This is a genomic window from Candidatus Amarolinea dominans, from assembly GCA_016719785.1.
GTDB classification, from domain to species: domain Bacteria; phylum Chloroflexota; class Anaerolineae; order SSC4; family Amarolineaceae; genus Amarolinea; species Amarolinea dominans.
In genome coordinates, this window is the sequence record JADJYJ010000004.1 from 36,745 (window position 1) to 56,969 (window position 20,225).

The 20,225-nt window shown below is 61.3% G+C and carries 19 protein-coding genes; 6 read left to right on the forward strand and 13 right to left on the reverse strand.

Annotated elements, in window-relative coordinates:
* Window positions 1-45: 45 nt before the first annotated feature.
* The 3 genes from IPM84_06675 to rsmD all read right to left on the reverse strand — a co-directional run bounded on the left by IPM84_06675 (window position 46) and on the right by rsmD (window position 2,658).
* A complete protein-coding gene (locus IPM84_06675) occupies window positions 46-861 on the reverse strand; it encodes a universal stress protein (protein ID MBK9092450.1) in 816 nt (271 codons plus the stop codon).
* A gap of 175 nt (window positions 862-1,036) precedes the next feature.
* Complete coding sequence (locus tag IPM84_06680) at window positions 1,037-2,074, reverse strand: hypothetical protein (GenBank protein ID MBK9092451.1); 1,038 nt, start codon at window positions 2,072-2,074, stop codon at window positions 1,037-1,039.
* 20 nt (window positions 2,075-2,094) lie between these two features.
* Window positions 2,095-2,658: a 16S rRNA (guanine(966)-N(2))-methyltransferase RsmD gene (gene rsmD / locus IPM84_06685; protein MBK9092452.1), complete on the reverse strand. Its 564-nt coding sequence runs from the start codon at window positions 2,656-2,658 to the stop codon at window positions 2,095-2,097.
* A gap of 265 nt (window positions 2,659-2,923) precedes the next feature.
* Here rsmD and IPM84_06690 point away from each other — a divergent pair, with 265 nt between their 5' ends.
* The 6 genes from IPM84_06690 (at window position 2,924) to IPM84_06715 (ending at window position 10,873) form a co-directional block, all read left to right on the forward strand.
* The gene (locus IPM84_06690) at window positions 2,924-3,493 is read left to right on the forward strand and encodes a hypothetical protein (protein ID MBK9092453.1); all 570 of its coding nucleotides are present in this window, start codon (window positions 2,924-2,926) and stop codon (window positions 3,491-3,493) included.
* A 44-nt stretch (window positions 3,494-3,537) separates the two neighbouring features.
* A complete protein-coding gene (locus tag IPM84_06695) occupies window positions 3,538-4,893 on the forward strand; it encodes a glycoside hydrolase family 1 protein (GenBank protein ID MBK9092454.1) in 1,356 nt (451 codons plus the stop codon).
* Between the two features lie 36 nt (window positions 4,894-4,929).
* A complete protein-coding gene (locus IPM84_06700; GenBank protein ID MBK9092455.1) occupies window positions 4,930-5,775 on the forward strand; it encodes a sugar ABC transporter permease in 846 nt (281 codons plus the stop codon).
* Window positions 5,768-6,592: a carbohydrate ABC transporter permease gene (locus tag IPM84_06705; GenBank protein ID MBK9092456.1), complete on the forward strand. Its 825-nt coding sequence runs from the start codon at window positions 5,768-5,770 to the stop codon at window positions 6,590-6,592. Before IPM84_06700 ends, IPM84_06705 begins: the two co-directional genes overlap by 8 nt.
* Window positions 6,593-6,626: 34 nt before the next feature.
* Window positions 6,627-7,919, forward strand: a complete 1,293-nt coding sequence (locus tag IPM84_06710) for a sugar ABC transporter substrate-binding protein (protein MBK9092457.1) — start codon at window positions 6,627-6,629, stop codon at window positions 7,917-7,919.
* A gap of 164 nt (window positions 7,920-8,083) precedes the next feature.
* On the forward strand, window positions 8,084-10,873 hold the full coding sequence (locus IPM84_06715; protein MBK9092458.1) for a proprotein convertase P-domain-containing protein: 2,790 nt from the start codon (window positions 8,084-8,086) through the stop codon (window positions 10,871-10,873).
* Window positions 10,874-11,192: 319 nt separating this feature from the next.
* Here IPM84_06715 and IPM84_06720 read toward each other — a convergent pair whose 3' ends face one another.
* The 10 genes from IPM84_06720 to IPM84_06765 form a co-directional block, all read right to left on the reverse strand.
* On the reverse strand, window positions 11,193-11,405 hold the full coding sequence (locus tag IPM84_06720; protein MBK9092459.1) for a heavy-metal-associated domain-containing protein: 213 nt from the start codon (window positions 11,403-11,405) through the stop codon (window positions 11,193-11,195).
* A 31-nt stretch (window positions 11,406-11,436) separates the two neighbouring features.
* Window positions 11,437-12,627 carry a sulfite exporter TauE/SafE family protein gene (locus IPM84_06725; protein ID MBK9092460.1) on the reverse strand — a complete coding sequence of 397 codons (1,191 nt, stop codon included), beginning with the start codon at window positions 12,625-12,627 and terminating at the stop codon, window positions 11,437-11,439.
* An 84-nt stretch (window positions 12,628-12,711) separates the two neighbouring features.
* Window positions 12,712-14,466: a substrate-binding domain-containing protein gene (locus tag IPM84_06730; protein MBK9092461.1), complete on the reverse strand. Its 1,755-nt coding sequence runs from the start codon at window positions 14,464-14,466 to the stop codon at window positions 12,712-12,714.
* 189 nt (window positions 14,467-14,655) lie between these two features.
* Window positions 14,656-15,078, reverse strand: coding sequence for a type II toxin-antitoxin system VapC family toxin (locus IPM84_06735; GenBank protein ID MBK9092462.1), 423 nt, complete (start codon window positions 15,076-15,078; stop codon window positions 14,656-14,658).
* Complete coding sequence (locus IPM84_06740; GenBank protein MBK9092463.1) at window positions 15,075-15,326, reverse strand: hypothetical protein; 252 nt, start codon at window positions 15,324-15,326, stop codon at window positions 15,075-15,077. Before IPM84_06740 ends, IPM84_06735 begins: the two co-directional genes overlap by 4 nt.
* A gap of 117 nt (window positions 15,327-15,443) precedes the next feature.
* The gene (locus tag IPM84_06745; GenBank protein MBK9092464.1) at window positions 15,444-15,626 is read right to left on the reverse strand and encodes a hypothetical protein; all 183 of its coding nucleotides are present in this window, start codon (window positions 15,624-15,626) and stop codon (window positions 15,444-15,446) included.
* A gap of 317 nt (window positions 15,627-15,943) precedes the next feature.
* Window positions 15,944-16,345: a hypothetical protein gene (locus IPM84_06750; GenBank protein ID MBK9092465.1), complete on the reverse strand. Its 402-nt coding sequence runs from the start codon at window positions 16,343-16,345 to the stop codon at window positions 15,944-15,946.
* Window positions 16,346-16,555: 210 nt separating this feature from the next.
* Window positions 16,556-18,598 carry a hypothetical protein gene (locus IPM84_06755; GenBank protein MBK9092466.1) on the reverse strand — a complete coding sequence of 681 codons (2,043 nt, stop codon included), beginning with the start codon at window positions 18,596-18,598 and terminating at the stop codon, window positions 16,556-16,558.
* Between the two features lie 624 nt (window positions 18,599-19,222).
* Window positions 19,223-19,615 carry a hypothetical protein gene (locus IPM84_06760; GenBank protein MBK9092467.1) on the reverse strand — a complete coding sequence of 131 codons (393 nt, stop codon included), beginning with the start codon at window positions 19,613-19,615 and terminating at the stop codon, window positions 19,223-19,225.
* Between the two features lie 28 nt (window positions 19,616-19,643).
* The gene (locus tag IPM84_06765; GenBank protein ID MBK9092468.1) at window positions 19,644-20,096 is read right to left on the reverse strand and encodes a hypothetical protein; all 453 of its coding nucleotides are present in this window, start codon (window positions 20,094-20,096) and stop codon (window positions 19,644-19,646) included.
* Window positions 20,097-20,225 lie beyond the last annotated feature (129 nt).

The following is a 20,225-nucleotide window of genomic DNA, read 5'->3' on the forward strand; positions in this document are numbered from 1 at the left end:
CAAATCGCTGACCGGCGCCGCGCGGGGTGTGGCTATCAACGGCCGCTAACGCACTACCAGCGTCGTAATCGGGCTTTTCTGCACCAGGCGATCGCACAGATCATCGAGCAAGAGACGATTGACACCGGACGCCGCATTGGCTCCGAGCACCAGGAGGTCAATGCTCTCTGTCTCCAGCGCAGCCAGCACACGTTCCTCGAGCAAGCCCTCGCGCAACAGTAGACGATCGAAGGCATCGGCCTGCTGTAGAATGCTCACCGCTTCCTGCAGAACTTCGCGGGACTCCGGTTCGATGGCCAACAGCTCATCAGTGGTGTGATGCCCTTCCCCGGCCGTCAGCCCCTGGAAAAACAGCGGCAATTGCGAGACCACGTGCAGGATCGTGGCCCTGGCGCCTAGCGCCTGCGCCCAATGCGCGGCCACCTCGACCATCTCCAGGCTCTGGCGCGTGCCGCCCACGCTGACCATCATGCGACGAATGTCGGTCAACGGTGCGCGCGCCACCAACACCGAAGTATTGCTCTGACGCACCACCTGGGCCACACGCGAGCCGTGCAGCAGACGACTCAGGCCGCGGCGTCCGGCCGGCGCCAGTAGGATCAGGTCGTACGTTTGGGCAGCTGATTCAGCCAGAATGGCCTCTTCGGCCGACCCGGGCTGCGTTACATCGCGCAAGGTGCCCACCGTGGCCGTCAACAGTTGTTCACGCGCACGCGTCAGCCACTCGTGATCGGCGCCCTTGCCGCCCTCGGCCACCAGGAGTGTCAACTCCGTCTCGAAGTGCCTGCTGACCACCAGCGCCACCTGCAGCGCCCATTGACTATTGTGTGAACCATCCACATACAACAAAATTCGCATCATAGACTGCTTGACTCCATCATGAGGAGGGCTTGCTCAGAGTCTGTGAAAATATCTCCGGGGTGCGTAACACCCCTGCGATGGCATACAGCATGTAGTAGTTTTCGAACACCAAGCCACTACAGGTTGTGGTCATGATGCCACCTCCGAACTGCCGCCAGGATATTTTCACAGACTCTCAGATCAACAATAGAAACACGGGGACAATAAAAATAATGGCCAAAAAAACCATCAGGCGCCGATTATCACGCATAATCCACTCCAGGCACCACTCAATGCTACGCCGATAACCGTTGTAGTTGATGAACAGGGCCAGCAGCGACAACAGGGCCACACTCGTCATTTCAGTGAACACAATCGTAAAGGCGCGTGGTGTGTTGAGAAGGAGCGCAGCCAACAGGGTGTCAATGAAGGTGGTGATGTTGGCGCCCATCATGTAGGGTATCAGATTTTCACGGCGCACATAACCCCGCGCCGACAGGGGCACCAGGATCGTCAAAGAGACAGAGACGGAGAGCGTGACCGCTGTCACCGCCATGCCAATGATGAACATGACCCAGGGCCGATAGACCAGGTCCGACACACGCTGGAAACCACTGCTCTCCGGTGATATTTCGGGCAGCGCACGGTCGAAGATATTGAAGGCGAGCAGCAGGATGCCCAAACCCGCAAAGAAGAGAAGCCAGCCAGGGAGCAGCGACACCAGCAGATGCACGATGGGGTCATACACCACGTCAATGGCCGAAGCCAACGCCGTGGGCGCTCCAAAGCGTACATCGTCGAACCAGCCGTTGACCAAGATCAGGTAGCCCAGGGCCATCGCGGGCAAGTAGATGGTGGCTGTGGTGAGCAGGGCCAAAACCCCGATCGAGATACTGGCCACGCGTTGGCGTCCGCGTAGGTACGACACAAAGCCGACCAGTAAGACGATGAACGAGGCGCCCAGTCGCGAGCCGGTGATCATGGCAAAGGCCTGCACATCCGAAATCAAATTACTGCTGAACAGGGTGAGGGAGACCGCAGCCACGGGCGATCCGCTGAGGACCATGTAGGCCATGAGCCATCCCATGCCCAGGGTGTTGGTCATGGAGTCAACGGACAGCGTCTTGAACAGCGGCTGCAGTTCACGCGCCCCGGTCTTGAGGAGTTCCAGCGCGAGGATGAAAACGGCTACGCCGGCCACCGCCAGCAGGACTTTCTTGATTCGATTCAGCAAAGGCATCCTTCCTCATTCCCTTATTCTTGTGGAGCATGGCCGTAGAACACAAGCAGGGTGCTGCCGTACGTGCGTTCATCGAAACGGCGCAGGGAGGCCAATGTCAGGGGGCGATCTTCCTTCGGGTGAATCTGGACAACAACCTGCCCAGCAGCGGTCAGCAACTGCGGGCATGCATCTACCAGCAGCAGCGCCTTTTCCCACAACTGGCGGTATTGCGGCGGGGCGATGTAGATCAGATCGAACGCCGCGGCATCCGCACGTTGCAGAAAGGCGAAGGCATCACCGGCCACCACGCGTGCCTGGGCGGCCAGCCCGGTGTGCAGCAAGTTTCTCTGTATCGTGGCGAGCGCCCGGCGATCCTTCTCGCAAAAGACAGCCTCGGCCGCGCCGCGACTGAGGGCTTCGATACCGACGGCGCCGGTGCCGCCGAACAGGTCCAGGAAACGGGCATCCTCCACCGCGCCCTGGGATTCAAGGATCGAAAAAAGCGCCTCTTTCACGCGATCGGTCACGGGCCGCGTCGAATCGCCGGGGACAGGGAACAGGGTTCGGCCTTTGGCCGATCCGGTAATGACGCGCATGGCTGCTTACTCACCCTGATAGCAAGGATTCGGAAACGCGGGCTGAATGTATCACAGCCCGGCAGCTTTGGCAACTACGGACTTGCAGGCACAGTTTTGCTATTTGTTCGATCTTTGTGTACACTTCACTCCAGGTTCCGGACGCACCTCAACACAGGTTCGTGTCTTGCTTCTTGGAGGTTCAATGTACTTGTTGCGTTTATGCCGTTCTCCCCATGGTATTCGAAGCCTGATGGCGCTGTGCCTGGCCATTGCTGCCCTGTTCATGATGACGTCTCACTCTCAAGCCGCCATTCCCGATGACGAACTGCTGGTCAATGGCGATTTCGAGCTTTATCACGTTGGTTGGACCGAAACCGGCACCGTCATCATCCGCCCCACGGGTTCTCTGCCACGCCCCCCATACAGCGGTGTTTACGCAGCCTGGCTCGGCGGCTACAACGACGCCGATGACGAGATGTTTCAGAACGTTGATGTGCCCGCGAACATCAACTTCGCCAAACTCCATTTGTGGTATTGGTCGTTCACCCCCGAGACAGCCTACACCGTGGACTACTTCACGCTGCAACTGGTGAACCCCGTCAACGGCTCCCATTACGTGGATGCAATCACGCTTGATGCCGTGCCCCCCACCAATCAGTATCAGCCCCACACCTACATCCTCAACTCAGCCGATCTGGACGCCATTCGCGGCAAGACGGTGCGCGTCCTCTTTCGCGTCTACACCGACGCACGGCTCACGTCGAGCTTCGTTGTGGATGATGTGAGCTTCGATTTCGGCAGCGACCTCTCACGCCATCTGTACCTGCCGACCACGCCCAGAACCGCACACTAGCGCAGCCCTGCGCCGAAACAGAAGGAGCCAGACGGAAAATCTGCATGACCCACGTAACGGCCCGGCACTTTCCGGCTGGCTTCCTCTGGGGAACGGCTACCGCCGCCCACCAGGTGGAGGGCAACAATCGCAACAACCAGTGGTGGGCCTGGGAGCAAATCCCCGGCCACATCCACCAAAATCAGCGCTCCGGTCTGGCCTGCAACTGGTGGACGCCAGGCGGCGCCGAGGCTGATCTCGATCGCGCCCAGGCCCTGGGCCAGAACGCCCATCGCCTATCGGTTGAATGGAGTCGTCTGGAGCCAAGCGCCGGCGTCTTCGATCCGGCCGCCTTTGCCCGCTATCGCGAGATATTGACTGCGCTGCGCGCCCGCGGCCTCAGCGCCATGGTCACCCTGCACCATTTCACCAACCCGCTCTGGTTCGAGGCGCAGGGCGCCTGGCTCAACCCGCGCAGCGTGGCGCTCTTCCAGCGCTTCGTGGAGCGCGTGGCCGGTGAACTGGGTGACCTGGTTGACCTCTGGTGTACCATCAACGAACCCAATGTGGTCGCCACCCTGGGCTACCTGGTGGGCGAATTTCCACCAGGCCAACGCAGCCCGCTGGCGCCCTTTCGGGTAACGCGCAACCTGTTGCTGGCGCACGCGGCCGCCTATCACGCCATCCATCGTCAAGACAGCCAGGCGCAGGTGGGCCTGGCGCTGCAACTGCGCCCCTTTGTCCCGGCCAGACCCACGGCCCGCCTCGACCGTTGGGTCGCCAGGATGCAGGACTATCTGTTCAACCAAAGCCTGTTGACTGCCATCCGCGACGGCGTCCTGCGCCCGCCTCTGGGCCTGGGCGAAACCGTCGTTGCGCTGGTTGACTCCAGCGACTTCCTGGGCATCAACTTCTACACGCGTGAGCTGGTGCATTTCGACCTGCGCGTGCCGGGCGATCTGTTTGGCCGGCGCTCCTTCTCTCCAACCGGCGAGATGAGCGACCTCACCAGCAGCGGCGCGCCCTACAGCGAGTGCGTACCCGACAGCCTGGAGCAACTACTGCGGCAACTAACACCCTGCGGCAAGCCGATCTACATCACCGAATGCGGCCTGCCTGATGCCGATGATGACCAACGCCCTCGCTTCCTCATCACCCACCTGGCCGCGGTACAGCGCGCCATCCAAGCCGGCGCGCCCGTCGAAGGCTTCTTTCATTGGACCCTGGTAGACAACTTCGAATGGGCCGAGGGCTGGCATCTGCGCTTCGGCCTGATCGAGCTGGACACCGCCACGCAGGCACGCCAGCCGCGAGCCAGCGCGCAGACGTATGCCGACATCTGCCGCACCAACGCCATCACCCCCGCGGTGGTGCAGCGCGACGCGCCGGAAGTCTTCCGGCAGACGTTCGGCGAAGCGTAGAGCCGATCCATGCGCCCACCTTCCTTCCAGGCCCAAATGCGCCTCTTCCTGGCGCCCTTCCTCATCGGCATGGCGGTGCTCGTTGTCCTGCCGGCGCTGGCTACGCTCGTTCTGGCCTTCACGCGCTACAACGCCCTGCAGCCGCCGGTCTGGATCGGCCTGCAAAACTTCAGCAAACTGCTGGCGTCGCCGCTCGTCGGCCTGTCGTTGCGCAACACACTGCTCTTCATCGGCCTGGCGGTGCCCCTACGTTTGATGGCCGCGTTGGGGCTGGCGCTGCTCCTGCGGCCGTCCGGCCGCCGCTTTGCCATCCACCGCGCCGTGGCCTACCTGCCAACCCTGATTCCCGAAGCAGCCTACGCCTTGATCTGGCTGCGGATCTTCAACCCGCTGTATGGACCGCTCAACCATCTGCTGGCCCTGGTGGGGTTGCCGCTGCCCACCTGGTTGACCGACCCCACCTCCGCGCGCCTGGCCATCATCATCATGCTCGTTTTTCAGATGGGTGAAGGCTTCCTGGTCCTGCTGGCCGGGTTACACAACACGCCGCAGGTCTATTATGAAGCGGCGCGCATGGACGGCGCCTCAGCCTGGCAAATCCTGTGGCGCATCACCCTCCCCCTGTTGCTGCCCTGGATTCTGCTGCTGACCTGCCGCGACATCCTGGCCAGCCTGCAAGCCACCTTTACCCCCACCTACATCCTGACCTACGGCGGCCCTTACTACGCCACCATGTTCTTTCCCCTGCTGATCTACGAATTGTCCTTTGATTTCGTTGACTACGGCCTGGCCTCTGCCCTCCTGGTGATGATGTACGCGCTCATGGCGCTTCTCATCGTGGCTATCCTGCGCCTGGCGCGCGCCGGAGGGGTTGATGTCTGAGCGCCTGGCCCGCTTCTTGCGCCACGCGCTGGCCGTACTGCTGAGCGCGCTCTTCCTGCTCCCGCTCTGGTGGGTCATCGTGGCATCGCTGCGCGAACCGGGTCTGCCCCCGCCCAACACGGTGCAATGGTGGCCCGCGGCCCCCTTCTGGGACAACTACCCCGCCATCTTCCGCGTGGTGTCCTTTGCCCGCTATGCGCTGAATTCCGTCATCGTGGTCGCGGTAGCGGTGCCGCTCACCCTCATCACCGCCTCCCTGGCCGGCCTGGGCCTGGCGCAGTTGGAGGGCGCCTGGCGCCGGCGCGTGCTGATGATCACCATCGGCCTGCTGATCGTGCCCTCCGCGTCCGGCTGGATGTTCCGCTTCCAGTTACTGCGCTGGCTGCATCTGCTCGATTCGTTGTGGGCCTTGATCGTGCCGGCCCTGGGCGCCAGCAGCCCGTTGTTCGTCCTACTCTTCACCTGGGCCTTTCGTCACACCCCCGCCGAGGTGTACGAAGCTGCCCGCCTGGACGGAGCAGATGGCCCGACCCTCTGGTGGCATATCGCACTCCCGCTGGCGCGCCCCACCGTGGCCGCGGTCACCGTGCTCAGTTTCGCCCTGTACTGGAGCGATTTCGTCAGCCCGGTCCTTTACATTTTCGACCCCGAATGGTACACCCTGCCTGTGGCGCTGCAGCTCCTGCGTCAGGTGGATGCTACCAATTGGCCCTGGTTCCTGGCCGGCGCCGTCCTGCAGATCGCGCCGGTTGTCATCATCTTTGCCCTGCTGCAACGCTCCTTCCTGCGCAGCGCCCTGCTCGATGTCGAGCGTTGACCACCGCACCCCCACTTTTCAGCGAGGTGCCTGTATGCAAAGAGTGTTCGCGCTACTTCTCAGCCTGTTCGTTCTGCTCAACCTGCCCGGCTGCGCCAGCACGCCAGCCCCCGGCGGCGCCGTGTCGTTCATGGTGTTCGGTGATCCGATCGAGCTTGCCGCCTACCGAAAGCTCGTAGATGCTTTCCACGCACGCTACGCCTCCATTCGGGTCGAGCTGCGCCATGTACCGAATGAGAGTGACTATCGCCGCCAGTTGACGGCCGGCTTTGCCGCGGGTGCGCCGCCGGATATCATGCTGCTCAATTTTCGTCGCTTTGCCGCCTTTACCGCGCCGGGCGGCTTGCAGCCGCTCGGCCCCTACCTGGCACGCAGCAGCGTCGTTCACGAAGCCGATTTCTATCCCCAGGCGTTGGAGGGCTTCCGGCTTGACAATCAACTGTGGTGCATCCCGCAGAACATCTCCAGCCTGGTCGTCTACTACAACCGTGATCTGTTCGACGCGGCCGGCCTTTCCTACCCGGCCTCCGATTGGACCTGGGACGACTTTCTGGCCGCGGCCAAGATCTTGACCCGCGACAACACCGGCGACGGTCGGCCTGAGCAGTACGGCGCGGGCATGGCGCCCAGCCTGATCCGCCTGGCGCCGTTCATCTGGGCCAACGGCGGCGACATCGTGGATGACGTCAACCATCCCACCCGCATCACGCTGGACACGCCGGAGGCGCAGGCCGCGTTCCAGTGGTTCGTCAATTTGCAGGTAAAAGAGGGAGTCGTGCCCGACGCCGTGGCCGAACAGGGCGAAAGCAGCGAAAATCGGTTCCTCAATGGACGCCTGGCCATGTTCTTCAACAGCCGCCGCGGCGTGCCCACCTACCGCGCCATCAAGACCTTCACGTGGGATGTGGCGCCGATGCCGCAGGGGCAGCAGGCGGCCACCATCCTCCACGCCGACGCCTATTGCCTGGCAGCCGCAGCACCCGACAAGGACGCCGCCTGGCAGTTCATCGAATTTGCCAACTCGGTGGACGGCCAGAAGATCATTGCCGAAACCGGTCGCACCGTGCCCTCGCTGCGCCAGGTGGCTGAATCGGCCGCTTTCCTCGATCCCGCGCAAGCACCGGCCAGCAGCCGCGTCTTTCTCAGTGTCATCCCCACCATCCGCCGCCTGCCGCTGCTGCCCAATTGGGTGGGCATCGAAGAGACGGTCAATCGCGAAATCGAACGGGCCTTCTATGGCCAGGCCACGGTTGAGGAGGCAACCAACGCAGCAGTTTCACAAACATTGTCCTATTTCCAACTTGCCGTACCCGAAAAACCGAAGTAAAATCAGAGTCACAACGAACTTCGTCGCGCCGAACTCGTTCGGCGCATTTCCAAGTCACTTTCCCATGCGCCCAGCGCGCAACCGTGAATGAAAATGTCTTTCGCCTCTGCGCCTTTGCGTAAAGACAGTTCAGTTCAGGCAATTCGAAGGAGGATTAGCCTATCATGCATCGCTATCTCAAGTTGCTCGGTACGTTCAGTGTCTTGCTGCTCGCCGTGGTACTGCTGTTTTCTACCCGGCTGGCTCGCGTCGCCACATCCACCACGCTCCGTCCGCAAGAAGGCGGAGTCACTCTCTACGTCAGCGAAGAGGTCAAGCCGGGTCTCAGCCGCCCTGTCAGCGAGCTGCCAACCGTGGAGCCAGCGCCGTTGAAGCTCGATCGTGAGATCAACCCACGCCAGAACAAGTCCACCTTCCTGCAAGGGCCGGTTGATCTGCCCAACGGCGGGCCAGACCCCTTGCTCGATCGCTCCAACAACAACGGCGCAAACACCCCCGGCCTAATCCTCAGCTTCGACGGCATCAGCTATGCCACGGGTGGCTCCGGCTCCCCGCCAGACACCAACGGCGATGTCGGCCCCAACCACTACGTGCAGATGGTCAACAGCACGTTTTCCATCTTCAACAAGAGCGGCGCCCTGCTGGCCGGCCCAACCGCCATCAACCAACTGTGGGGCGGCGCGGGCACCCGCTGCGGCACCCGCAATGACGGCGACCCGGTTGTGGTTTACGATCAGATGGCCGACCGCTGGCTGCTGAGTCAGTTCGTCTCGGCCAGCCCCTACTACATCTGCGTCGCCATCTCGCAAACGGCCAATCCCCAGGGCGCCTACTACACCTACGACTTCTCGGTGACCGAGCTACCTGACTACTTCAAGTTCGGCGCCTGGCCTGACGCCTACTACATGTCATCGAACGAGTCCACCTACGGCGCGTATGCGTTCAACCGCACGCGCATGTTGCAAGGTCTGTCCGCCACTTATGTCAAGTTTACCGGCCAGACCAATTTCCTGATGCCAGCCGATGTGGATGGCCCCACGGCGCCGCCCGCGAACGCGGCTGGCACCTTCTACACCTTCAAGGATAACAGTTACAGCGGGCATGGTGGCGGCGTGGACCGGCTGGAAGTGTTCCAGTTGGTGCCCGATTTCACCACGCCGGCCAATTCCACCTTCACCCTGGTGTCCACCATCCCCGTCTCCAGCTACACCTATACCGTCTGCGGCTTCTTCGTCATGAACTGCATCCCGCAGCAGGGCACCACCGCCAAGCTCGACCCGCTGTCCGAATGGCCCATGTTCCGCCTGGCCTACCGCAACTTCGGCAGCTATGAAGCGTTGGCAGGCAACTTCACCGTGGATGTCGGTTCGGATCGCGCCGGCATCCGCTGGTTCGAACTGCGCCGCTCTGGCGGCGCCTGGTCACTGTACCAGGAAGGCACGCAGGCGCCCGGCGCCGAACATCGCTGGGTCGGCAGCATCGCCATGGATCGCAACGGCAACATCGCCCTGGGCTACAGCGTTTCCAGCAGCAGCATGTACCCGGCCATCCGCTACGCCACGCGCCTGGGCACCGACACGTTGGGCACCCTGCAAACGGAAGCCACCCTGCTGGCCGGCACCGGTTCGCAGACCGCCACGCACAACCGCTGGGGCGACTACGCCGATATGACGGTTGACCCCACCGACGACTGCACCTTCTGGTTCACCACCGAATACTTCTCGACCTCCGGCTCATCATGGAAGACCCGCATCGGCAGCTTCAAGATGGCCGAGTGTACATCCGGGCCGACGCCCACCCCCGGGCCAACCTCGACAGCCACGCCGACCGCGACGGTGACGCCGACCCCGCTGCCCACCACCTGCACCACGTTTGCCAGCAGCGACGTGCCCAAGACGATCTCCGCCAGCGGCACGCCCACGGTCAGCTCAGTGCTGGCCGTCAGCGGCAGCGGCGCCATCAGTGACATCAACGTGCTGGGCCTCAACGGCACGCACACCTGGATCAACGACCTGGACTTCAACCTGCAAAGCCCACTCGGCACCCTGGTGCAGATCATGGCGCGCTCGTGCAGTTCTGAGGACAACTTCAACCTCAACCTGGATGACGAAGCCGCCGCCGGCAGTTGGCCCTGTCCGCCGATCGGTGGTGGCACCTATCGTCCGAGCAACGCCCTCTCCGCGTTCGACGGGCAAAACGCCAACGGCGCCTGGACCCTCATCATTCACGACAACGCCAACCTGGACGGCGGCAGCCTGAGCGGCTGGAGCCTGCAGATCTGCGTGCCCATGAGCCAGACGCCCACCGCCACGCCCACATCGGCGCCGCCCACTGCCACACCAACGCCCGCGCCGGCCACGGCCACGCCAACGGCAGCGCCGCCGACTGCCACCTGGACACCAACGACAGCACCGCCGACCGCCACCCCCACCACGCCTCCGGGCAGCACCGGCTTCCTCAGCCCGGCCTCCAACGCGGCTGAGACCGGCGGTGACAACAACGGCTTCGAGGTCAGCCCCACCAACGCGTATGCCGATGACGGTCTCTTTGCCGTAGATAACAACAGCGGCGCCGGCACGGCGACCTCCTGCGGCAACGCCAAGAAGGACCGCCAGCGCTTCTACACCTACGGCGTCAGTCTCCCCGGCGGCGCGACGGTCAAGGGCATCGAAGTACGGCTGGATGCCAAGGTGGACAGCACCTCCGGCTCGCCCAAGTTCTGCGTACAACTGTCATGGGACGGCGGCGTCAGTTGGAGCACGGCCAAGTCAACCGCCACGCTGACCACGGCTGAGGCCAGCTACGTGCTCGGCGGCGCCACCGACACCTGGGGGCACACCTGGACCACGACGCAACTGAACGATACCAACCTGCGCGTGCGCATCATCTCGGTCGCCGCCTCCACCGTGCGCGACTTCTCGCTCGATTGGGCTGCCCTGCGGGTCTCGTACTGACATCCAAGACAGGTCTGTAACCGAGCACCCGGCGGTTACAGACTCGAACCGCCTGAAAACAGAGGGGCCGGTCATCCCATGATGACCGGCCCCTCGCCGTGTCTACCCCCGTAGGTCACGCCTCCGGCGTGACAACGCCCCTCTACCCCAGATCACGCCCCCCTGCACCCAGCGCCATCCGCCCGTAAGTCACGCCTCCGGCGTGACAACGCTCTCTTCCCCCCTTCTCCTCTCCGCCGCGCGGAGAGGAGAAGGGGTCGGGGGTTGAGGTGAGGCCACCCGCATTTACATCCGCGATTGCGCCCCCAGGCAAGGAGACTCACGCCGGAAGGGCATCATAGCCGAGCTGTTTGGCCGCGGCGATGATCCTGGCCTCCGTCAGCCGGCGTTCGTCGTACTCCACTTCCATCGTCTGCTTGTGGTAGCTGGCATTGACGGCCTTCACGCCGTCCAGCTCATCCTCAAGCCCCTCCAGCGCCATAGCACAGCCGCTGCAGCGCATATTCGGCACCCGAAAAACCTTCTTCACCATCTCGTCAATCCCCTCCGCTCACCAGAGCAATCTATTCGAAGCGGATTTGCCCGCCGTACATGCCCATCGAACAGGTGAAACGCAGGACGCTGCCGGCCTTCTGCGGCGGCAGATCAATACTGGTCACACCTGAAGGGGGCAACAGGCGTTCGATGCGCAGGGCGGGAATCACAAACGCCTGCGCACAGCTATAGGTCTTGTCGGTCACCAGATCGAGCCGCACCGGCTGCCCCGCCTTAGCCCGCGTCGAAGCCGGGAAATAACCATCGTTGAGCGCACGCACGGTGATGGTATTCTCGGTGTCGGCCTGTCCCGACTCAGTGCTGGCTCCCCCATTCGCCGCGCACGAGGTCAGCTTCGGATCGCATTCGATGGCGCTCAGATCGGTGACGGAGCCGGTGGTTGCGGGTACGGCCGCAGCGGGGAGCAGGGCGCGGGCGACATTGTTCAACGAGAGCGGCGAACCGAGCAGATTGAGGCCGGTGTTGACCGAAATCAACCCAAGCACCAGGACGGCGATGGCCGCGACCTTGAGAACACGCGCCTCCAGCGCGCCGCCCAGGCGCGTTGCCAGGTAGGCCAACGTGAAGAAGGTTGGGCTGGTGCCCAGGGTGAACGCGGCCATGATCGCCGCGCCGGCCAACGGATTGCCGCTGCCAACCGCCAGCGCCATCATCGCCTGGGTCACACCGCAGGGAATCAGCACCGTGAGCAGCCCCAGAAAGAGCGGGGTGATCACCTCGCTGCTGCTGTTCTTGGCGGTGCGGCGGATGAAACGGGTCAGGCTGCGCGGCGGCTCGAAGACGAAGTAGCGGAAAATCGGATGCACCTCGAACATGCGCAGGGCGTTGCCCACCATGTAAATGCCAATCGCGATCTGCAGAATGCCGCGCACGGTGGGCGTCAATTGCAGAACCGATCCCAGCCAGCCCAGGAGCGCACCGAGCAGCGTGTAAGCCACCAGTTTGGCGCGCAGGAAGAGGGCAATCGGTCGCGCCACGTGCTTGGGTCGCGCCGGCGCGATTGGCGTCGCTTGAGCCAGCGCCTGGCGCCGTTTCTTGCCTTTGGGCAGCGCCGCTGGTTTGGCGACCAGCGTAGCCTGCACATCCTCCTCCACCTGGCGCGCAATCGAACTGGCGAGCAGGCCGCCTTGCACCGCCAGACAGCTCAGGCCGCCGGTGGTCAACCCGGTCACGAAAACAACCACAAGATCAGTCATCATGCCACCCCGATCGTCATGCTGGACGCTATTGTAGCACAGGCAGGGGCTGGGCGCGCAATAAAGCCGCCAATACGCTAATACCGCCTACTGTTCCGCGGAAATGGAGAGATAAACATCGCTGATGGAGGCGGGATCGGCCGTGTAGAGCCGCCCACCGGTCACGCTGGCCATGCGACCCAGCACCTCCTTGTCCGCATCGCTCCCAAACGCGATAGAAAACAGCTTGATGCCGTCCGTCTCCGCGTTGGCCGGCAGGCAGGTTGCAAACATCTGATTCTCCGTCACTTTGCCGGCGGTGTCCCTGCCATCGGACAGCAGGATCACGCCGTACAAGCGCGCATCGCCCGCGGCGCGATCCGCGCGGCGCTGATCCTCCAACGCCCTGCTGGCCTGGCAGACCGCTTCGTACAACGCCGTGCTGCCGCCGCTGGTCAGGCTCAGCACGCGCTGCGACAGGCCTTCGCCCACATCGCCCGTGCGCTGCGGGTCTTGCAGTTCAGTCACGCGGTCGCCAAAGATCAAGGCGCCCACCCGATCCTCTGGATCAAGCCGGCGCAGGAATTCGGCCGTTGCCGTGCGAGCAGACTGGATCTTGGCGCCGGACATGCTGCCGGAAACATCAATCGCCACATAAATCGTGGCCTTGCGCTTGGTGATCTTGAACAGGTCAATCACGGCCGCGCTGATGTCGGCGTTGGGGCTGGGCAGCGCGGGAATCGTGGCCGGGCTGACGCGGGGGTCCGTGCCGTGCGCCAGATCGAGCGGCGCGTGGAGAGGAATGGAGCGATCCAGCGGCCGCAGGTAACTGTCAATCGCCATCTCCTGCTGCTCGCGCGCAAGTAAATAGCTGCGGAAGATGCCCGCCGCTTCGGCCTGCTCAGGCGTGACCCAGGGCGCGTTGTCCAGAACACAGTAGGGATGGTCGGCCCAGATGGTGCCCGCGGCCGGGAAGATGAAAGCCAGTGGAAAGCTCAACTCGGCGCCGCGCTCCACATTGAAGCGCACCGCCTCCGCCTCCGGCACGGCCGCCGCGTGCAGGTAGCTGGTGCCCTGGCGTGCCATCAAATCGAGGATAGCCGGCGCCTCACGGCCGTACTTGGCCGTGTTCTGTTCCAGCAACTGCATGGCCTCCTTGACCTGCGGCGCATAGACATCGGCTACGGTCAGGGTGTCCTGCTTGCCGGCAATACCGTACACGAAGGTGGTCATGGAGAGCAGACCAGAATTGGCATAGGCGGGGTGAGTATGACCAAAGGTAAAGCGGCCCCACTCAGGACGGCCGCGGCTGGCCCAACCGTCAGGATCGGCGGCCAGCGCGACCATCGTATCCCAGCCGATCGGCTTGTCCGGCCAACCGAGCGCCTCGGCCATCGGCCGCCACATGGCAAAGCCAAGCGGCGCAAAGATGGTGGCCGGGCATGTGTCGCTGGCGAGGGGGCGATTGCCATGCTCGCGCGCCCACGCCGTGTTGGCCTGCTCCACCCAGGATGGGTCGCCGGGACTCCAGGCCACCGGCTGCAGCGTGCCGGCCAGGATCGCGTTCAGCGAGGCGCCGGAGGTCACGTGGCTGACCTCCACCACGATCGCATTGCCGGCGGCCGTCTTCTGCCGCGCGGCGTTGAACCCCTTGACCACCTGGTCGAGCCAGACCTTCTTGGTGTTGGACGACGCCAGGGTGACGCGGACCGTGCCCCTGGGCAACGGCGCGGTGGTGGCCGTCGCAGTCCCCGGCCCGTTACCCCCGCCGTTGCCCCCGCCGTTGCGGCTGATCGCCGCGACGAGCACGATCAGGAAAGCAAAGCCCACAATAGCCAAAAAGAGCACGCGTGTTCGGTTCATGGTTTCATTAAGTCCTGATTGTCCTATCGGTGTATACACGGCGCGGGGGCGTTTGTTACGCAACTGGTTGCTTCTCTGCGCACACATACCAATTGTGCGGCATGTCGGGCATCAGCGTGGGGATGATGTTGAGCCCATCGTTCACCTCGGCGGGTTGGATCAATCACTCATTCGTCTATCGAAGGACCATCAGGAGTAAGCCGGGAGATCCGACAACAGGTTCGCGAACCCGGCCTGACCGAAGTGCCGGTCGGTCGTCAACACTTGCATCATGTTTCGCTCCTGCATCACGACGAAGGATAGGCAGTCGGTCAAACCCCATTCCTTGTCCATGCGATCGCCGTACAACGTAAGGGCACGTTCGAATAGGGCGGCATCCACAGGCACGACTTCAATGTGGGGATCGGCGCGCAAATCCTGGATCGTCGCGTAACCTAAGGCGCGCCAGCGAGCGCGGCTCAGGGCATTGCCGATCTCCGTCAGCACAGCCTCAGTGGTGAGGAATGGCGGCTTGATCTGGCGCGCAGCCGCAGCTGCGCGGCCGTGGTGCTCATCGGCGGTGTTGATCAATGCCAGGATGTAACCGGTGTCAATGAAGATCGGAGGCTTCATTGCTTCTCGGTGCCGTAGAGATAGTGGTCGTGTTGTTCAGCAAGATCGCTCACGCCCAAGTCGGTGGCCCGGTCAAGAATGCGCTGGAACGCGGTGGTGGATGGCTCAGCCTGCGTCCGCGGCGCCGTCGCCAAAGCAGCCAGGCGGCTCAGGAGCACCACCACGTCAGTGCGCTCTTGCTTCGCCAGGGTGTCCAGCCTGGTATAAAGGTCTTTGGGCAGCTTGACGGTCACAGTCCCAACAGTCATAGCCTTGTCTCCTTGATGTTCCTTGATGTTCCTTGATGTTCGTCCTTGATGGCTCGATTATAGCATAGGAAAGAGGATTTTCATAGCATTCCCAATTTCCTTGAAGAACAAATCCCGTCACGCATCCAACTTTGCGCCAAGCTGGAAGCCATGATTCGCCGCGCCCTCCGCACCGACCTGCGTCTCCGCACCGGGGTCGTCGAACAGCCGGTCGTCACGCGCACTCTCCAGCACGCGCACGCTCGCCGTCCAGCGCGCGGTCGCGCCGAGCAACTGATCAGGTGTGGGTGTCGTTGACATATTTGTCCTCAACCCGACTTGATTCCTGGGCGTATCGTGGACCAGGCAAGCAGGCGTCAACGAAAGCGGTGTGAACTCACATGATTGGGCCAGGGGTGAGGCGGGTTTCAACCGATCAGTGGCGGTTGCGAGCGGCTTCTTCCAGGAGAGGCCTGATGACGGCCATCCAGCGTTCATATCCCCGCGCGTTGGGATGCAGCCGTCAATCCGGTAGAGGTATGGCAGGCTCCCACGCGTTAGGGTCGCCGGCCTGCGAGCGCAGGACACCGGCGATAAGGTTGAACGTATCGCTGATCTGTTCCCAGAGTTTCATCGTGTCACCGTTGATGACCAAACATGCGCACAAACAATCGGCGTATGGCGCCCATTCGCCGATCGTTGCCTAACGGATAAGCCTTCAGGCCAGCTTTCATGGCCCCGACGACTGTTCCGTCCGCATGTTCAGAGCCTGGGAAGAACCAATCATGAGAGTCATATTGCTCGTTACTATATTTGTAGATCGCAAAAGTCCAATCATTCATGCCGCCTTGATACGTCAGGCGAGCGATCGGCCCCACAGCGCCATAGTTGCGGCGATCCAAATAGAGGAAACTCCCTCGATACCGGGGAACGTAAGAGCACTCAGAGTTCTTGATCACTACCTGGTTGAAGTCAGTCACAATCCGGGCGACTTGCTCCCGAACAGATTCTGGAATAGGCAGGCGCTTGGAGCCACTCATATTCTAACTCACCGTTTCTTTCACTTGCAGACTGGATATCGAGGGTGACGTAATGGACGGTCAGCGCCCCATTCTCGAGGCCGTGCGGCGAGTCAACAGGAGGCTAACCGTCAATTCAGCGCGGCCTATGATACTCCTTTTAGCGGCAAAGGGGAAAATGAGCGCTCGACCAACGCACTCAAGTGGATCGTTCGGCTACGGAAGTGCATATCAGTGGTCAACTCGTCTGCGAATTACCGGCAGAAACCAACTCATGGCAGTCGGACTCCAGACCGCAACGTAGGTGGACGGTTTGCCGCCAGCCGTACCGAATGAACCCGCCGCCCAAAGCTCGCCCGCGGTGTCTATCGCGAGATCGCTCACGTAACTTGGGTATGGAGATTCTCCCAGCCCAGTGCCCAAAGCATGCCATGCGCCGCCATCCCAACGCGCTACCAGGTGCGCCAATACGCCTCCGGCGTAGAGAAAATTGCCAGCAGCATAGACGGACCCATCAATGCCTGCTGCCAGGGCATTCACAAAGCCATACACGCCAGTACCCAGAGGGTACCACGACGTGCCATCCCAGGAGGCAATACGATTGACCACCATTCCGCCTGCGATGGTGAAATAACCTCCGGCATAGAGCAGGCCGTCTTGACCCATGGACAGAGCCAAGACACTGCCATCTGTACCGGCACCCAAGGGATGCCACGAGATACCATCCCAGCGAGCCACATGCCCGGCCGCTGTCCCGCCGGCATTATCGAAGCTTCCACCTACATAGAGTGAGGCATCCGCGTCAAAAACCATGGAAGCCACCCCCCCATTCATCCCACTACCGAGCGGATGCCAAGAAGCACCATCCCAGCGAGCAACGTGGTTGACTTCTACGCCACCGGCGTTGGAGAAGTTCCCCCCGGCATAGAGATGGCCGTTCGGGCCAAACACTAGGGCGCTAACCGGGCCATCCATTCCACTGCCAAGGGAGTGCCATGAGGCACCATCCCAGCGGGCAATACGGTTGGCTGCTGTTCCGCCTGCCGTGATGAACTCGCCCCCAGCGTAAAGGAAGCCATCTGGACCTACGACCAAAGAGTAGACACCACTGTAATCTAAACCGCTCATTCCGGTGCTCAAGGGATGCCATCGGCGACCATCCCACTGAGCAACATGATTAGCTACCACGTCGCCAGCAGTCGTAAACGATCCTCCGGCATAAAGCGAACCTTCCGGACCAAGAACTAAGGACCCGACGCCAGTGCTCATTCCACTGCCATTCCCCATGGAGTGCCACGAAGCGCTATCCCAGCAAGCTATGTGGGTGGCCACCACTCCATCTGCGGTAACGAATCTTCCCCCGGCATAAAGAGAACCGTCTGTGGCAACCACCAGCGCGCCAACCAAATTGTCTAACCCGTTGTTCAAAGAGCTCCACGAGGAGCCATCCCAACGAGCAATGTTGTTTGCGACCATACTACCTGCGGTGGCGAAATAGCCTCCGGCGTAAAGCGAGCCGTCTGGTCCGAACGCCAGGGCAAGGACGTCACCATTCATGCCGTTGCCCAGAGCATGCCACGTTGTCCCATCCCAGCGTGCGCCGTGGTTAGCCTCCAATCCGCCAGCTGAACTAAACCTTCCTCCGGCATAGAGTGAGCCATCGGGGCCAATCGCGAGGGCCTGGGTGATGTCATTCAATCCGCTGCCTAGAGACTGCCACTGAGTGCCATTCCAACGAGCGATGCGACTGGCAGCCGCATCACCTGCAGTGCTGAACCATCCTCCGGCATAAAGTGAGCCGTCCGATCCCACCACTAAGGCCTCAACGGGAGCATCCATCCCACTTCCCAGGCTATGCCAGGAAGAACCATCCCAACGAGCGATGTAATTGGCTGTCACTCCGCCAGCGCTGATAAAGAGCCCTCCAGCGAAAAGGGAGCCATCCCGTCCCACGGCCAGAGATCGAACTTCACCTGTCATGCCAATACCTAAGGGATTCCACGAGGACCCGTCCCAGCGAGCAATATGATTAGCGGCTACTTCGCCCGCGGTCGTAAACCATCCACAAGCATAGAGGTAACCGTCCGGCCCCAAAGCGAGATCGTAGACACGGGGCCAGGCGACACCCCCCATTCCGGTGCCAAGATGATCCCAAGCATTGCCGTCCCAACGAGCGATATGGGCTGCCACCGCCTCACCAGCGGTGGTGAACTCGCCACCCGCATATACGAATCCATCAGGCGAAACAGCCAGAGCCGAGACAGTTGCGTTCATTCCTGGCGCGTTAAAACCACGCAACCAGTGTTCACCACCTGGGACGTGAGACGACTCTGGACTTACGATCTTCGTGATTGGTTGCTCCGGCAAGCCCGCGACAAGTGCGGCAGGTCCAAGCAACGTCACGAGTAGGACCACTATTGTCCCCAGTCTAGCCACTCGGTACACCGGCAGGTCTCGGTGTTTAGGGACAAGTCTTGATCTCATGTTTCCTCCTGTGGCAGCTTTTATAGCTCAGGCGTGTAAATCTGAATCTTTTCCCGGGATGAATTGCCCTCGGCTGGCGACAGATTTTCCGGTTGGCCATCCGGTCCCATCGCACCCGGCCATGCTCCGTTGTAAACCTCGGACTCGTAAAAAGAATAGTTGTTCATTTGCGACGCGCGCGCGCATTAAGATCCCCACGCATTGCGCATTATGGGAGCCTATCTGATAACCATAGTCACCTGGCGCGCTAATGGAATACCAGTAACCAGTGAAATTGCTACAGTCGCTGGACCATCCAACAAAATGTCGAGTAGCGTAGGCAGCTTCCCAACGAATGATAACGCGGTCATAGCTGCTACCACCGATGTTTACCCACCACCATTCATCGCCGAGCGTGCTGCTGATTTGCGAAGATCAACGCGTTCCGGCATTTCCACCGTTTCCAGCACTTGCAGGATAAGAACTGCTTTCCTGTGACGTTGCCCAAGATGGTCTGTTTCGGGCCAGGTTATTGTTGTTACCGGCACTGACAGACTCGATGCTGTCAACGCAAAAGCCCCAGGCGGTCGCTGAACCGTCCGAGGTCAGTTGCACCTTGACCGTGCGCCCCGGCACCGTCGCCGACCACGTGTCAGAGCGATTGCCGTCGAAGCGATTGATCTGGTTGCCGTTAGCATCACGCACGTAGACGTAATCATATCCTGATTCGGTCTCGATGCGACTGAAGTGAATGCGCGTCGCCGTGGCGCTGCTGTTGGGATTCGTCAGCGTCCAGGTGTTATGGACTGTTATACACTTCTCGGTCACTCAATTCATGTCAGGTTACGTAAGTGCTCTATTTTGATTCGTTGAGGTTGAAAACACCTCCAACGATTGCGCCTATGTAGCCTACGACTACGCCCCACAAGCCAAACTGGGACTCAAACGTATATCCTTGTTGATGGGCTTGTTCTTGCCTAGAATATTGTGCCAGTAGCACAATCAAAGGTAAAACCCCAAGTCCAATGAGGCCATATCCATCTAGCCCCGTTAGCATTCCGCGCTTATATGCAAGATATGCCAGTGCAATGACGGCAATACCGGCAATTAGTACCAAAAAAAGTATAGGTTTCCCTTCAATTGGCTGGCCTCCGATAGAAGTTCCAGCGGATAACTCCCATCCGCTCAACGCCTGTTGCCCGCCGCAAGATACAAGAATCCAGGGCAGAAAGAAGCACAAGATAGCCAGAGATGCTCCTAATGAGCCTAATTTGTGGCCTTTGGAAGTCTTTTCGACGATGTCGTTCATGTCTCATTCTCCTTGTTTTTAGCGATTGTGTGGACTATCAAGAATTAGATGCGTTTTATGGTGGCTGTTCGCTCGGCCTTCGGAATGACTTCCGGGTCCGGCGTGTTGACTGCATCGGCCCCACGCTGG

Excerpts from the sequence above, each read along its gene's own strand:
- IPM84_06675 (MBK9092450.1), bottom strand. The coding sequence starts at position 861 with ATGATGCGAATTTTGTTGTATGTGGATGGTTCACACAATAGTCAATGG.
- rsmD (MBK9092452.1), bottom strand. The coding sequence starts at position 2,658 with ATGCGCGTCATTACCGGATCGGCCAAAGGCCGAACCCTGTTCCCTGTC.
- IPM84_06690 (MBK9092453.1), top strand. The coding sequence starts at position 2,924 with ATGATGACGTCTCACTCTCAAGCCGCCATTCCCGATGACGAACTGCTG.
- IPM84_06695 (MBK9092454.1), top strand. The coding sequence starts at position 3,538 with ATGACCCACGTAACGGCCCGGCACTTTCCGGCTGGCTTCCTCTGGGGA.
- IPM84_06700 (MBK9092455.1), top strand. The coding sequence starts at position 4,930 with ATGCGCCTCTTCCTGGCGCCCTTCCTCATCGGCATGGCGGTGCTCGTT.
- IPM84_06705 (MBK9092456.1), top strand. The coding sequence starts at position 5,768 with ATGTCTGAGCGCCTGGCCCGCTTCTTGCGCCACGCGCTGGCCGTACTG.
- IPM84_06710 (MBK9092457.1), top strand. The coding sequence starts at position 6,627 with ATGCAAAGAGTGTTCGCGCTACTTCTCAGCCTGTTCGTTCTGCTCAAC.
- IPM84_06715 (MBK9092458.1), top strand. The coding sequence starts at position 8,084 with ATGCATCGCTATCTCAAGTTGCTCGGTACGTTCAGTGTCTTGCTGCTC.
- IPM84_06720 (MBK9092459.1), bottom strand. The coding sequence starts at position 11,405 with ATGGTGAAGAAGGTTTTTCGGGTGCCGAATATGCGCTGCAGCGGCTGT.
- IPM84_06725 (MBK9092460.1), bottom strand. The coding sequence starts at position 12,627 with ATGATGACTGATCTTGTGGTTGTTTTCGTGACCGGGTTGACCACCGGC.
- IPM84_06730 (MBK9092461.1), bottom strand. The coding sequence starts at position 14,466 with ATGAACCGAACACGCGTGCTCTTTTTGGCTATTGTGGGCTTTGCTTTC.
- IPM84_06735 (MBK9092462.1), bottom strand. The coding sequence starts at position 15,078 with ATGAAGCCTCCGATCTTCATTGACACCGGTTACATCCTGGCATTGATC.
- IPM84_06740 (MBK9092463.1), bottom strand. The coding sequence starts at position 15,326 with ATGACTGTTGGGACTGTGACCGTCAAGCTGCCCAAAGACCTTTATACC.
- IPM84_06745 (MBK9092464.1), bottom strand. The coding sequence starts at position 15,626 with ATGTCAACGACACCCACACCTGATCAGTTGCTCGGCGCGACCGCGCGC.
- IPM84_06750 (MBK9092465.1), bottom strand. The coding sequence starts at position 16,345 with ATGAGTGGCTCCAAGCGCCTGCCTATTCCAGAATCTGTTCGGGAGCAA.
- IPM84_06755 (MBK9092466.1), bottom strand. The coding sequence starts at position 18,598 with ATGAACGCAACTGTCTCGGCTCTGGCTGTTTCGCCTGATGGATTCGTA.
- IPM84_06765 (MBK9092468.1), bottom strand. The coding sequence starts at position 20,096 with ATGAACGACATCGTCGAAAAGACTTCCAAAGGCCACAAATTAGGCTCA.